The sequence below is a fragment of the Pseudoalteromonas sp. MEBiC 03607 genome, assembly GCF_004792295.1.
Taxonomy (GTDB): Bacteria; Pseudomonadota; Gammaproteobacteria; order Enterobacterales; family Alteromonadaceae; genus Pseudoalteromonas; species Pseudoalteromonas lipolytica_C.
This window is the reverse complement of record NZ_SRRY01000001.1, coordinates 803,576-816,378: the sequence shown is the minus strand read 5'-3', so window position 1 is coordinate 816,378 and position 12,803 is coordinate 803,576. Positions and strand designations below refer to the sequence as shown.

Genomic DNA, 12,803 nt, shown 5'->3' with positions numbered 1-12,803 from the left:
ACTCCTTACTGAGCAAAACTAGGATCAAGACGATAAGCTTTACGCAACATTGCCGGCCAAGCTAACTGGCCACCGGTGCTGCCGCTATGCACGACATTCGCTTGATTATAAATATTATCGATAATAGGTTGTGGTACTGGGATTGCTGTTTGACCACTGGCTTGGATAACTAATTGAATTTCACAGGCACGCTGTAAATCATAAAAACGCATAAACGCATCACCCACTGTTGGGCCAACGGTTAAACCACCGTGGTTAACCAATAACATGTGGTTGGTGGTGCCTAAGTCATCTTGCAAGCGCTTTTTCTCATCACTGTTTACCGCTAAGCCTTCGTAGCCATGATAAGACAATGATGGCAATGAGAACATTGAGTATTGGCTAAGTGGCAACAGGCCTTTTTCTTGCGTTGCAACGGCGATGGTTTCTTTTGTGTGTAAATGAATAACACAGTGTGCGTCATCACGTACTTCGTGAATGGCGCTGTGAATCGTAAAGCCTGCAGGGTTAATTTTAAACGGCGTGTCATCAAGAATATTGCCTGCTAAATCCACCTTCACAAGGTTTGACGCAGTCACTTCATCAAAACTTAAACCAAATGCATTTACCAAATAGTGATCCGTACCAGGTAAGCGCGCCGATAGGTGGGTGTAAATTAAATCCCCCCAACGGAAATGCTCAACCAAACGGTAACATGCCGCTAAATCTACGCGTAGCTGCCATTCTTGTTCAGATACTTTATTTTTTAAATCGAGTTTTGGTAAGTCAAACATGGGAAACCTTGTATATGTGACAAGCACAAATAGATGTATAGAAGTCTAAAACACTATTAATCGATGATCAATAGCTGATACAAAAAGGCCACATCTACAGATGTGGCCTTTTCTTGCTAAAGTGGCGTTTATTTTACTTGCGATAAATAATCAGCAATTGCAGCCATTTCTTCTTCAGATACGTTTGCAACCATTGCTTTCATTGCCGCAGCCATACCGTTACTACGTGCACCTGACTTGATGTCTTTCATTTGTGCTAGTAAGTACTCTTTATTTTGGCCATTTAATTTAGGGTACTGAGGCATGATAGGTGCTTTACCTTCTGCACCATGACATGTTTGACATAGCTTAGCTGTGTAAAGTGCTGCACCATCTGCTGCCATTGTGTTAAAAGATAGGCTTGCAGCCATTGCAATGCCAGCCCCACATAAAACTTTTGTAATCTTGCTCATATTAGTCTTCTCTTTTTTGACGGGTTATTAAACATTTTCTTTAGTGTAGACCATGATTTAACAATATTGCACCCGAAAATTGTAATGGTGGCCGGTATGAGATAACTACCAGATCAAATCATCAGGTACTTCAAAATCAGCATACGGATCATCTTCATCTTTCTGCTTATCTTCAGGCTCAACATGGAACACTATGTAGTCTTCGCTAACTTCAGCGACTTTTCGTGCTGGTTCGTCTTCCAGTACAAAAAATTGGCCTTCTAAAACACAAATTGCCAAACGGCCTCCTGCAAGGGCTTTTTGTGTTTTTTCATTTACCTCTAGCTCCTTCACTTTATTTTGATAAGTGAAGTTAAAGGTGCGATCACCACGAATTTCATCTTGATTGTGGTGCTCTAAAATCTGCTTTACGCGAGCCACTTGCTCACGCTGTTTTTGCTCTTCTAAACGTGCTTTATTAAGCTCGTCGGCTTTTTTCTGCTGCTCAAGCTTTGTTTGTTCAATATGCTTTTGTAAATCACTTGGGTTGCTCGTAGCACCTTTTTTCTTCTTCTTTTGCTGCTTACGCTTTTCAGTTTTAGCCACCTTAGCTTGATGTGACGTTGTTAACCCTGCTTTAAGTAATTGATCTTGTAATGAACCCATGACTAAATTCCATATAAAAATGCCTAATTAGGGTTATTTTAATCAGCAATACGAACAAATAACAGTGTTCAGCTTAGATGATTCACTGCAATCGAGTATATTGCTGTGAGATTAACATGCGATGAAATCATGACATATTGATTTAACGCAAGATTTATCATTTTAGTCGTCTTTGAACTTGTAAAAAAAGCTGTACCCTATAAGCTAAAGCTTTTCCTCTTGGGAGCTAAAAATGCAGCTGCGACATTTGTTACTTTGCTCTGTATTTATTTTCTTTGTTTTATACGCCCCACAACCGTTACTTGGATTATTTGCTAGTCATTTTTCTGTCTCGCCAGCTACTGCTGGTAGCTTAATGACCGCGACTATGCTGCCACTAGCCATTGCTCCTTTGGTGTATGGCTTATTTTTAGCTAAGCGAAACCCGCTAACAATTTTAAAGATTGCCATGTTTGTGTTGGCTATAAGCTGCGTTGCTTTTACTTTAGCACCAAGCTTTGAGCTGCTGTTGCTGGTACGCTTTATTCAAGGGATCACCCTGCCTGCTGCGCTCACAGCCATGACCAGTTATATTGGTGTAACTTATCAGGCTGACCAATTACAACGTAATATGACTCTTTATATTGGCAGTACCATTGTCGGTGGATACTTTGGTCGTATGCTTGCTGCCTTATTCACTGACTTTTTAAGCTGGCAAAGTTTTTATTATGTGATTGCGGTAGGATTAATACTGTTTGCTGTCGTTATTCCTAAATCAAGCAAAACTGCCACAATTCATGCAGCACAGTCACCACTGCTATATCTGAAACAATTAAAAGATCCACTTGTGCTAAAGCTCTACGGAGCCGTTTTTTGTATGTTCTTTTGCTTTGCGGCGCTGTTAAATTATTTGCCATTCATCTTACAAGATAGCTTTGCTATCACTAATACTCGAGATATTGGTCTGGTTTACAGTGGCTATTTATTGGGAGCACTTGCCTCTATAGCTACCCCTTGGCTGTTACGAAAGTCATCAACTCCTTGGCGCTTACTAACATGGGTATTTGTCTTTTATAGCCTGACGATGGTGCTTTTAATGAGCCAACAATTAGTACTTTTTGTTATTGCTTTTACTGGTTTTTGCGGCGCAATGTTTGTGATCCACTCAAGTGCAGCCCCACTGGTTAATAAAATCAGCAACGCTCCTGCAAGTGTAACCAATGGAGGGTATGTTTCGTTTTATTACAGTGGTGGCGCACTGGGCTCATTATTGCCAGGGCTGGTGTATCAGCAACACGGCCAAATTGCTTTTATGACCGTGCTACTTTTAGTTTGCTTAGTAGGTTTAAGCTTAGTTTATTTGGCAGGTAGAAATACAATACGCGGTTGATGGCCGGTACTTTCAAAAAATAGCTCTAAGTCCTCTTTTTTCATCAGCCATGTAGCCGTATTTTCAAAAGGATGACAATGAAAAAGCTCGTTAAACCAAATTTCTTGGTCTAGCCAAAGGGTAACATTATTTTGCTTATCGTTTAAAAGTGCCAGCATAGAAACACAGCCCGGTGGCACTTTAAGATAACGCGCTAATCGCTCATCAGATGCAAATCCTAAGCGCGATAGCCCTTGCTGCTGAGCAATAGCTTTTAAGTCAAGCTGCTTATCGTGAGCGGTGATCACTAAAAAGTGGCGCTTGCCTTCGTTATCTCGTAAAAACAGGTTTTTTAATCGTGTGCCCGGTCTATCGAGCATAAATTTGTCGGCATCTAAGCTGCCGTGCAATGGTGGATGCTCAATCACCTCATAATTGATATCTAACTGAGCTAGCGTAGCTGCCAACTTGCTCTTATCTGCATACATTTACAAACAACGTCCTCGTAATTGCACACTTAAATCACGCCACAATACTTCGTCAATAATGTGTTTATCGTCGCAGTATTGTCGTGCTTTAAGTTCTTCATTTAATAATTCGACCGCTTGATCTTCGAGCATGAGTTTTAAGTTGCTCGACTCTTCAAATACTTCTTGCTCAGCAAAGTCTTTAAACTGACTACGTGTCATTGGCTTATCAAGGTTGATTGGACGTCTTCCTTGCGCCTTAACTGACACTACATAGGCAAAAATTTTATTGCCTTGGTCGTCATTTTTTTCGTAAAACTGTTTATTATTAATTTCAAAAGGCGGGGCCTCCTCTTGGCTTGCGCAACCAGCAAGTAATGCAAGTAAAAGCCATGCTATTTTTTTCATTATTGGATAAGCCTTGTACAGTGAATGGGCTCTAGTCTAGCAAAAATAAAACTTCAGAGTAAAAATTCGATCAATTTAAAAAAAATACTTGACCAAAAAGATAAAAATAATTAAAGTTCACCCCGCTTGAGACGCAAGACTTAAGCATCCTGTATTTTAGGAATGTGGGGCTATAGCTCAGCTGGGAGAGCGCCTGCCTTGCACGCAGGAGGTCAGCAGTTCGATCCTGCTTAGCTCCACCACTTTCCTACCTCTTTTAGGCAATCTGCCGAATACTTAATAAAAACAATACATTCTAAGTTAAAGCAATTCTATTAGTCTTTCTATCGTCTTCGTTTTATATCAGACACAAAAAAACCGAGCAAAGCCCGGCTTTTTAAACAATTATTCTTTAGTGATTACTCACGAATTTGACCTTCGCCATTCACTAAATATTTTTCAGTTGTAAGTGACTCAAGACCCATTGGACCATAAGCATGTAGCTTCGTTGTCGCAATGCCAATCTCAGCACCTAAACCTAACTGTGACCCATCAGAAAAACGCGATGACGCATTAACCATTACCACAGATGCATCTACACTACGTTGGAATAGCTCTGCAGCGGCTTTGTCTTTAGTACAAATCACTTCGGTATGGTTTGAACCAAACTTAGCAATATGATCAATAGCACCGGCAAAGTCAGGTACCACCTTGATTGCGATTTCTAGATCTAAGTACTCTTCACCAAACTCGTCGTCAGCAAGTACTGTTGCATTATCAAAGTACTCGGCAGCTTTCGCATCTGCATTTACTTTAACGCCTTCTTGACGAAGAACAACAGCACACAGATTTAAAAACTCATCGGCGATATCTTGGTGTACCACTAAGCCTTCTAGAGCATTACACACACCAGTACGCTGAGTTTTACCATTCAATAGTAAATTGATTGCTACATTCAGGTCAGCATCTTTATCTACATAAAGGTGGCATACACCTTTAAAGTGCTGAATTACTGGAATGGTGCTGTTTTCCGTTACAAAATTAATTAAACCTTCACCACCACGCGGAATGATTAAGTCAATAGTGTCGCGCTGTTGCATCAGTTCCATCAATAAGCCACGGTCTGGATCTGGGATCACCGAAATTAACGCTGCTGGTAAACCGTGCTTTTCAAGTACTTTGTGCATCACACTTGCAATAGCTTGCGAGCTACGAAGTGCTTCTTTACCACCACGTAAAATAACACCATTACCTGATTTAAAGCATAATGCACCCGCATCAGCCGTCACATTTGGGCGTGCTTCATAGATCATACACACAACACCAAGTGGTACACGCATCTTACTGATCTTAATACCATTAGGACGCTCTGAAATTTCACGCAACTGACCAACTGGATCATCAAGGCTTACAATTACTTCAATACCTTCAGCCATTGCCTCAATGCGCTCATCATTAAGCGTTAAACGGTCAATCATAGCTGCAGCAAGGTTATTATCACGCGCTGCCGCTAAATCACTTTCGTTTTCTTTGATGATAAAGGCTTTGCTTTCACGTAGCGCCTCTGCCATCTCAGTTAAAACTTGATTCTTAGTAGCAGTATCAAGCAGGGCTAACTGCGTAGCCGCTTTAGCTGCTTGACTCGAAATATCCGTAATTAAACTCATGACTTCTCCAATAATGCGATATCTTTTTCTGAAACAACTGGGCCGATTGAATCTTGCATCTTTTCGCTAAATTCACTTTGCTCGTTGTCAGCAATAAAATTCAATAAACAGCTACTGTAATTCGCTGTCGCTTTTGCTAGACGCGTACCATCATCACTGCGGACTAAAATAGTATCGCCTACGCCAAATTCTCCATGTACTGCAACGATCTCATCGCTGCGAATACAACCATCTTCGGTTGACTCGTCAATTGAGCCTTCAACAACAACCTCACCCTGCTCATTTGCAGTGTGTGTCATCCAGTGCACAGCTTCTTGCATTGGCTTTTCATAAGGTGTGAAGATTGTACCTGGGTTGTCACCCTCTAATAATCGATTAAATGTTTCTTCTTTGAAACCATTCAAGATAAAGGTAGTAATACCGTGTGAAGTCGCTTTTTCTGCCGCTTCAATTTTCGTTTTCATACCACCTGTACCTACTGCGCTTGTAGCACAGCCTGCCATTGCATAAATCGATTCATCAATGCTTTCGATTTCCGGAAGTAGTACCGCATCTTCATGTAAATTAGGATTTTTATTATAAAGACCGTCTACATCTGAAAAAATCATTAACGCATCAGCATCTGCCGCAGCAGCAACCATGGCTGATAAGTTGTCGTTATCACCCACTTTAAGATCATCGGTTGTTACCGTGTCATTTTCATTGATAATAGGTAATACACCGTGCTCCAGTAAAGTAAATACTGTTTCACGTATACTGGTATAACGCTCACGGTCACGTAAGTCACCGTGTGTTAATAAAATTTGCGCAGATGGGAAATCAAAGAAGCGATCCCACATTGCCATCATTTCGGTTTGACCGGCTGCTGCCATCGCTTTTTTCATTGTCACTGAGCGCTTTTCTTGCTTTGGAAACAAGTGTGAACCTGCAGCAACCGAACCCGATGACACTAAAATTACTTCGATACCTTGCGCACGACAGCGAACGATGAACTGTGCAATGGTTAGTAAGTAGCGAGAACGACACCCGTCCTGCTCCGGTGCGATCAATGCGCTACCAACTTTTAATACTATACGTCGCCATTTAAACTTTTGCATAACTGTTCAACTTTCCATTTTACTATCTGTTCAGTGCCACTATGCCACTGATAAAAAGACTCGCGATTAGTATCACTAAACGCACTGACTATTATCACTTTGTCAAACCACTTATCTATACACACGACTATGCCACGCAACGACTGCGATTAGATATAGCACAACTTTTATTCAGTCAGTAGACCAAACGGTTATAAACCATAAGTTGATAAAAAAGATAAGTGTTGTTTATGTATCGCTGTAAAAAGCTGTGTGCGGCTTTTATTAATAACAACATACATAGAGCCTATACAATCTGGTACACCAGCAGATAGGGTGTAGATTGTATGACCGAGATTCAGCTGCCACGATGGGAGCTAAACATTGACCAGATAATGAACCATAATTATATTCAACACGTAATAAATGTACGCTGAATCTACACAAGTTCATTTCTATTTAATTTGAAAACAAAGTGTATAAAACACTAAAAATGTCGCAAACAACTGATTTTTTGAAATCAAAGCTAAAAACAATGTGCTTATCGCTAATAACTATTTAGATATCAAATTGTTTGAACACGAACTATAATACGGGAAATTAGGGGCAGAGATCAAGTGCGAAAAGTAGTCATAAGCCTTATACTTACCATAACCACAGAAAATACACATTTAATAACAGTATGTTAGAGGTCTTTTGTTGATATGTAATAATTTTTAATGAACCAAACTAAGTTTTATTTTCAAAACACCCCCAAAAAGTAGTAATAACGACTAAAATCGTATTTGAAGCAACAAGATTGCTTGTATCCACGACGGTGAGTAGGCTTTAATAAGCAAGCATTATATTTGGAAAGTCAGCGACTAATTATCGTCTTGAAACGCGATTATCTAAGGTGTTGGTATTTTTAAGTTGTAGTAACTAAAGGATAATTCATTCTATGTCAGCAATTTTTATAGCAGGGATCGCCTTGTGTTCAGTATTGGCACAATGGGTAGCGTGGGCGTTTCGTGTACCGGCTATTTTGTTTTTACTACTAACAGGTTTGTTACTCGGACCCTTTAGTGGTGTGCTAGAGCCTGATGCACTTCTTGGCGACTTGTTATTTCCTGTCGTCTCTTTAAGTGTGGCGGTGATCCTGTTTGAAGGATCATTAACATTGCACTTTCGAGAACTTAAAGGCATTGGTAAAGTGGTTCGAAACCTCTGTTCAATCGGGATGATCACGACCTGCCTGGTCATAAGTCTCAGTGCCTACTGGATTTTAGAGCTTAATTGGCGTGTTGCTGCTGTTTTAGGAGCGGTGTTAGTTGTTACAGGCCCTACTGTCATAGCGCCACTTTTAAACTCTATGAGGCCCACCCAAGATATCGACCGTATCCTCCGCTGGGAAGGCATCGTGATTGACCCAATTGGGGCTTTATTTGCGGTATTGGTGTTTGAAGCCGTTATGTTGGTTGGTCAGGGTGAAGTATTTAGCCATACCATTATCGCGCTATTTAAAACCTTAGGCGTTGGTTTGACAATTGGTGTAGTTGCCGGATGGCTTACTACGCTTCTTATTCGCCGTGAGTGGCTGCCATTTGAATTACACAAGTTTGGTATTCTAGCCTTAGTACTTATTAGCTTTACCGTCTCTAATCACTTAAGCCATGAATCGGGCTTACTAGCAGTAACAGTATTTGGTATTTGGCTTGCCAACCAAGATGAACTCGAAATTGATTCAGTGCTTGAGTTTAAAGAAGATTTATCGATGATTTTAATTTCATCGCTATTCATTTTACTTGCAGCCCGCCTTCAATTATCTGATTTGATGATGTTACACAGCGATGTGTTTATTTTCTTAGCTATTGTGCTATTTGTGGCTCGCCCAGCGTGTATCGCGATATCTACGTTTAGAACCGACTTACCTATTAAGTCTCGTTTAGTGCTGTCATGGATTGCACCGCGCGGTATCGTAGCCGCAGCGGTAGGTTCTGTCTTCGCATTAAGTATGGTTGAAGCCGGTATTGCTGATGCAGAAAAAATGGTACCACTCATATTCACAGTGATTATCGTAACAGTGGTACTACAAAGCCTAACAGCAACGCCACTGGCAAAGCTGTTAAAAGTGCGCCAACCTGCGCCAAATACCATTTTGATTATTGGTGCAAACCATGTCGCTCGTGCCATTGCCTGTGGCTTAAAAGATCAAAATATTCCGGTGCACTTGTCTGATCCTGCATGGGAGAACTGTAAAATGGCACGTATGGATGGTTTGCCTTGCTACTATGGTAACCCACAATCTGAGCATGCTGAGCGTTATTTACCGTTAACGACGATTCGCAGCGTATTAGCGCTTTCGCCTAACCGCCATCACAACGCATTAGGCGTGCAATACTTCTCGCACCTGCTCGACGAAAAGGATGTGTTTTCATTACGTTCTTCAACTAACCACGCCAAAGCAAACAAAGACAGTGCAACCTTTTTGTCTCGACAAATTTTGTTTGGCGATAATGGTGCGTATGCTCGCTTGAGTAGCCTAATTGCAAAAGGTGGCAAAGTCAGTGCCACACGGATTTCAGAAGAATTTAGTTGGGAACAATACAAAGAAGTAAACAGCGAAGCAATTCCACTGTTTATTTTGCATGGTGAAAAATCAGATGACGACGACTCTCCTGTGAAAATTCGCCCGTTCACAACCAACATGGAAAAAGCTCCTCAAGTAGGTGAGCGTATTGTTGCGCTACAGCCTCCAAAGATGTCGGTTTTAAAAGACCCTAATAACGGCAAAAATAAAGAGATAAAAGAAGATTAATAACAAAAGGCCAGTTTTAAACTGGCCTTTTTTATACACAATTATAACGACTACATCGGTAAGCGAGCACGTGCGACGACGCTGTCAGGCATTTTTTCGGCAAGCTTAGCAAGTAAGCCTTCAATTTTTTTATGGGTGGCTTTATCAGCAACCATTGAATGAAACAACCAACGGTAAGCATCTTCATAATCTCGCGGACTACCATAACCTTGGTTAAACAAATTAACCAACCGCATCTGGGCTTTTAAATTCCCCTGTGCAGATGCCTCTCGCAGATAAGTTACAGCCATTGCTTTATCTTGCTGTACTAATTGACCGACATCATAGTAGCGCCCTAATTGCTCAAGTGCGGCCGCTAGACCCTGCTCAGCAGCCTTACGCATATAGTAGACACCAAGTTCTACATTTCGGTCGACACATACGGCATACGCTAGCATGTCACCATACAAGAACTGATACGATGGCAACGCCATTTTATTGGCTCGCGCTTCGATATCTTGAACTAACTGGCAATCATCTGCCTTTACACGTGCCAAATGGGTGTTTTTATTTATTAGAGCGATTAACTCGCTCTCTGTGTAAAGAGGCACAGCTGTAATGGGCTCTTCAGCCATGCTTAGGCTTGAGAAGAGTAATGTTAAAGGCAATAAAACACGCATCAAAATCACTTAAATAAAGTCGGTCTTAGCAAATAATATACAATTATCATTCCAGAGTGAATTTGGGGCACAAAAAAAGCTGCCGAAGCAGCTTTTTCAGTCACTATGACGATTATGCAAACGGGCTGCGTAATACCATAGTTTCTACACGGTCAGGGCCAGTAGAGATAATATCAACTGGAACACCAGTGATTTCTTCAATACGCTTGATGTAATCAAGTGCCGCTTGCGGTAATTGATCAACTGACGTAGCACCTACTGTGTTTTCTGACCAGCCTGGCATCTCTTCGTATACTGGTGTTACTTTCTCGTAACCTTCAGCAGCTAATGGTGTAACGTTCGTTACAGTGCCATCTTCTAACTGGTAACCAGTACAGATTTTTAATGTTTCTAAACCATCTAATACGTCTAGTTTAGTTAAACAGAAACCTGAGATGCTGTTGATTTGAACTGCACGGCGCATTGCCACTGCATCTAACCAACCAGTACGGCGTAAACGACCAGTCGTTGCACCGAACTCATGACCTTTTTCACCTAAGTGCTTACCTACTGGGTCTTGTTTATCAAGACCGTCGTAAAGCTCTGTAGGGAACGGACCAGAACCTACACGTGTTGTGTAAGCTTTAATAATACCTAGCACATAATCAAGGTGTAATGGACCAAAACCAGCACCTGTCGCTACACCACCCGCTGTTGTGTTTGACGATGTTACGTACGGGTAAGTACCGTGGTCGATATCAAGTAATGTACCTTGTGCACCTTCAAATAAGATGTTGTCACCCGCTAAACGCGTTTGATCAAGTAGCTCAGTAACATCAACAACCATTGCTTTTAAGATATCTGCGATAGCCATTGCATCGTCAAATGTCTTTTGGAAGTCAACTGGTTCAACTTTGTAGTAATGCTCTAACGTGAAGTTATGGTATTCCAATACTTCTTTAAGCTTGCTAGCAAACTGTTCTGGGTTGAATAAATCACCAACACGTAAACCACGACGTGCTACTTTGTCTTCATAAGCTGGACCGATACCACGACCTGTCGTACCGATTGGCTTATCGCCACGTGCTTTTTCACGGGCTAAATCTAATGCAATGTGGAAAGGTAAAATTAACGGACATGCTTCGCTAATTAATAAGCGCTCACGTACTGGTACGCCACGCTCTTCTAGCATACCGATTTCTTTCATTAATGCTTCTGGTGATAAAACAACACCATTACCAATCACACACTTAACATTGTCACGTAATACACCCGATGGAATAAGGTGTAAAACCGTCTTTTCACCGTTGATTACCAAAGTATGGCCTGCGTTATGACCACCTTGATAACGAACTACTAAAGATGCTTTGTCTGTAAGGAGGTCAACTACCTTACCCTTACCTTCGTCACCCCATTGGGTGCCTAGTACAACAACGTTTTTACCCATTGCAAATTCACTTAGAAAAAATTAGGACGAGATTTTATCAGAAAACGAGGTGAAAGATCACCCCGTTTAGCTTATTTTTTCTGCGCCTGAATTTTTATCATCTAAATAAACGCGACAAGCTGTGTCAGAACAGTGAGTTATAAACTGGCAGGAGTGAATAAATTAATAAAACACAGAAACAAAAAAGCCCTACAAACTGCAGGGCTTTTGTTCAACACAGTATTTAATTACTGTGCTTTCGATCCTTTCATATAGTTAAAGAAGTCGCTGTCTGGTGAAATCACCATTACGTCTTGTTTATCTTTGAAGGTCTTTTTATACGCTTCTAAGCTGCGCACAAAACCAAAGAACTCAGCATCTTTGCTGTAAGCATTCGCGTAAATAGCAGCAGCTTCAGCATCACCTTGACCACGAACCGTACGTGCATTTCGTTCAGCATCTGCCAGCATAACTGTAACTCGACGGTCTACCTCAGCACGAATCGTTTCAGCTTTTTCTTGACCTTCAGAACGGTGCTCTTTTGCCACTGCAGTACGCTCAGCACGCATACGTTGGAAGATTGAGCTACTCACTTCTTGCGGTAAGTTAATTTGCTTAACACGCACGTCTAGTACTTCGATACCTAGCTCTTGCGCACTTTCTGAAGCTTGTACTAATGCTTCTTCCATTAGCTCACTACGTTCACCAGAAACTATCTCTCTGATTGTACGCGAACCAAAGTTAGTACGAAGACCATTGTTCACTTTTTGCTTAAGTAATGTTTCAGCGTATTGCTTATCACCACGTGCACGAAGATAAAAAGCACTAAAATCATTAATACGCCATTTCACATACGAATCAACGATTAAGTCTTTTTTCTCGCTTGTTACAAAGCGGTCAGGTGCACCATCAAGCGTTTGAATACGTGCATCTAAACGACGTACTTGGCTAAAGAATGGCACTTTTAAATGTAAACCAGGGCCATATACCACCGCGTTATCGTTGCTGTCTTTTTCAACTTTGCTGAATAACAGTACGATCGCCTTTTCGCCTTCTTGAACAACAAATACAGCAGAGAAAGACAATACAACAGCAAGGGCAAGTATTACTAAACTAAAATTTTTCAT

At 41.1% G+C, this 12,803-nt stretch carries 12 protein-coding genes and 1 tRNA gene; 3 read left to right on the top strand and 10 right to left on the bottom strand.

The features are described 5' to 3' along the window. Positions 1-5: 5 nt before the first annotated feature. The 3 genes from E5N72_RS03720 to E5N72_RS03710 form a co-directional block, all read right to left on the bottom strand. Positions 6-773 (bottom strand): class II aldolase/adducin family protein, encoded by a 768-nt coding sequence (locus E5N72_RS03720; RefSeq protein WP_135923282.1) that lies wholly within the window; start codon positions 771-773, stop codon positions 6-8. 128 nt (positions 774-901) lie between these two features. Continuing rightward, positions 902-1,225 carry a c-type cytochrome gene (locus tag E5N72_RS03715; RefSeq protein ID WP_135923281.1) on the bottom strand — a complete coding sequence of 108 codons (324 nt, stop codon included), beginning with the start codon at positions 1,223-1,225 and terminating at the stop codon, positions 902-904. A 105-nt stretch (positions 1,226-1,330) separates the two neighbouring features. Next, positions 1,331-1,870, bottom strand: a complete 540-nt coding sequence (locus E5N72_RS03710) for a DUF2058 domain-containing protein (protein WP_135923280.1) — start codon at positions 1,868-1,870, stop codon at positions 1,331-1,333. A 232-nt stretch (positions 1,871-2,102) separates the two neighbouring features. On the opposite strand from E5N72_RS03710, the gene E5N72_RS03705 reads away from it, so the two are divergent. Continuing rightward, positions 2,103-3,239 (top strand): MFS transporter, encoded by a 1,137-nt coding sequence (locus tag E5N72_RS03705; protein ID WP_135923279.1) that lies wholly within the window; start codon positions 2,103-2,105, stop codon positions 3,237-3,239. Here the strand turns inward: E5N72_RS03705 and E5N72_RS03700 are convergent. Together E5N72_RS03700 and E5N72_RS03695 are read right to left on the bottom strand one after the other, a co-directional pair. Then, positions 3,206-3,706, bottom strand: coding sequence for a prolyl-tRNA synthetase associated domain-containing protein (locus E5N72_RS03700; RefSeq protein WP_135923278.1), 501 nt, complete (start codon positions 3,704-3,706; stop codon positions 3,206-3,208). The genes E5N72_RS03705 and E5N72_RS03700 overlap by 34 nt on opposite strands. After that, entirely contained in the window at positions 3,707-4,093 is a 387-nt protein-coding gene (locus E5N72_RS03695; protein WP_135923277.1) for a hypothetical protein, read from the bottom strand. 166 nt (positions 4,094-4,259) lie between these two features. On the opposite strand from E5N72_RS03695, the gene E5N72_RS03690 reads away from it, so the two are divergent. Next, positions 4,260-4,335 (top strand) — tRNA-Ala (locus tag E5N72_RS03690). A 156-nt stretch (positions 4,336-4,491) separates the two neighbouring features. Here the strand turns inward: E5N72_RS03690 and E5N72_RS03685 are convergent. Further along, positions 4,492-5,739: a glutamate-5-semialdehyde dehydrogenase gene (locus tag E5N72_RS03685; protein ID WP_135923276.1), complete on the bottom strand. Its 1,248-nt coding sequence runs from the start codon at positions 5,737-5,739 to the stop codon at positions 4,492-4,494. Further along, positions 5,736-6,836 (bottom strand): glutamate 5-kinase, encoded by a 1,101-nt coding sequence (gene proB / locus E5N72_RS03680; RefSeq protein ID WP_135923275.1) that lies wholly within the window; start codon positions 6,834-6,836, stop codon positions 5,736-5,738. Before proB ends, E5N72_RS03685 begins: the two co-directional genes overlap by 4 nt. Positions 6,837-7,755: 919 nt before the next feature. On the opposite strand from proB, the gene E5N72_RS03675 reads away from it, so the two are divergent. Further along, positions 7,756-9,612 (top strand): sodium:proton antiporter, encoded by a 1,857-nt coding sequence (locus tag E5N72_RS03675; protein WP_135923274.1) that lies wholly within the window; start codon positions 7,756-7,758, stop codon positions 9,610-9,612. Positions 9,613-9,662: 50 nt separating this feature from the next. Here the strand turns inward: E5N72_RS03675 and E5N72_RS03670 are convergent, their stop codons facing one another. From E5N72_RS03670 to hflC, 3 genes are all read right to left on the bottom strand, one after another. Beyond that, positions 9,663-10,271 (bottom strand): tetratricopeptide repeat protein, encoded by a 609-nt coding sequence (locus E5N72_RS03670; RefSeq protein ID WP_135923273.1) that lies wholly within the window; start codon positions 10,269-10,271, stop codon positions 9,663-9,665. 112 nt (positions 10,272-10,383) lie between these two features. Further along, entirely contained in the window at positions 10,384-11,697 is a 1,314-nt protein-coding gene (locus E5N72_RS03665) for an adenylosuccinate synthase (protein WP_135923272.1), read from the bottom strand. Positions 11,698-11,924: 227 nt separating this feature from the next. Continuing rightward, the gene (gene hflC, locus E5N72_RS03660) at positions 11,925-12,803 is read right to left on the bottom strand and encodes a protease modulator HflC (RefSeq protein WP_135923271.1); all 879 of its coding nucleotides are present in this window, start codon (positions 12,801-12,803) and stop codon (positions 11,925-11,927) included.

Bases quoted from the DNA above. Each gene is read 5' to 3' on its own strand.
- E5N72_RS03720 (WP_135923282.1), bottom strand. From the start codon at position 773: ATGTTTGACTTACCAAAACTCGATTTAAAAAATAAAGTATCTGAACAA.
- E5N72_RS03715 (WP_135923281.1), bottom strand. From the start codon at position 1,225: ATGAGCAAGATTACAAAAGTTTTATGTGGGGCTGGCATTGCAATGGCT.
- E5N72_RS03710 (WP_135923280.1), bottom strand. From the start codon at position 1,870: ATGGGTTCATTACAAGATCAATTACTTAAAGCAGGGTTAACAACGTCA.
- E5N72_RS03705 (WP_135923279.1), top strand. From the start codon at position 2,103: ATGCAGCTGCGACATTTGTTACTTTGCTCTGTATTTATTTTCTTTGTT.
- E5N72_RS03700 (WP_135923278.1), bottom strand. From the start codon at position 3,706: ATGTATGCAGATAAGAGCAAGTTGGCAGCTACGCTAGCTCAGTTAGAT.
- E5N72_RS03695 (WP_135923277.1), bottom strand. From the start codon at position 4,093: ATGAAAAAAATAGCATGGCTTTTACTTGCATTACTTGCTGGTTGCGCA.
- E5N72_RS03685 (WP_135923276.1), bottom strand. From the start codon at position 5,739: ATGAGTTTAATTACGGATATTTCGAGTCAAGCAGCTAAAGCGGCTACG.
- proB (WP_135923275.1), bottom strand. From the start codon at position 6,836: ATGCAAAAGTTTAAATGGCGACGTATAGTATTAAAAGTTGGTAGCGCA.
- E5N72_RS03675 (WP_135923274.1), top strand. From the start codon at position 7,756: ATGTCAGCAATTTTTATAGCAGGGATCGCCTTGTGTTCAGTATTGGCA.
- E5N72_RS03670 (WP_135923273.1), bottom strand. From the start codon at position 10,271: ATGCGTGTTTTATTGCCTTTAACATTACTCTTCTCAAGCCTAAGCATG.
- E5N72_RS03665 (WP_135923272.1), bottom strand. From the start codon at position 11,697: ATGGGTAAAAACGTTGTTGTACTAGGCACCCAATGGGGTGACGAAGGT.
- hflC (WP_135923271.1), bottom strand. From the start codon at position 12,803: ATGAAAAATTTTAGTTTAGTAATACTTGCCCTTGCTGTTGTATTGTCT.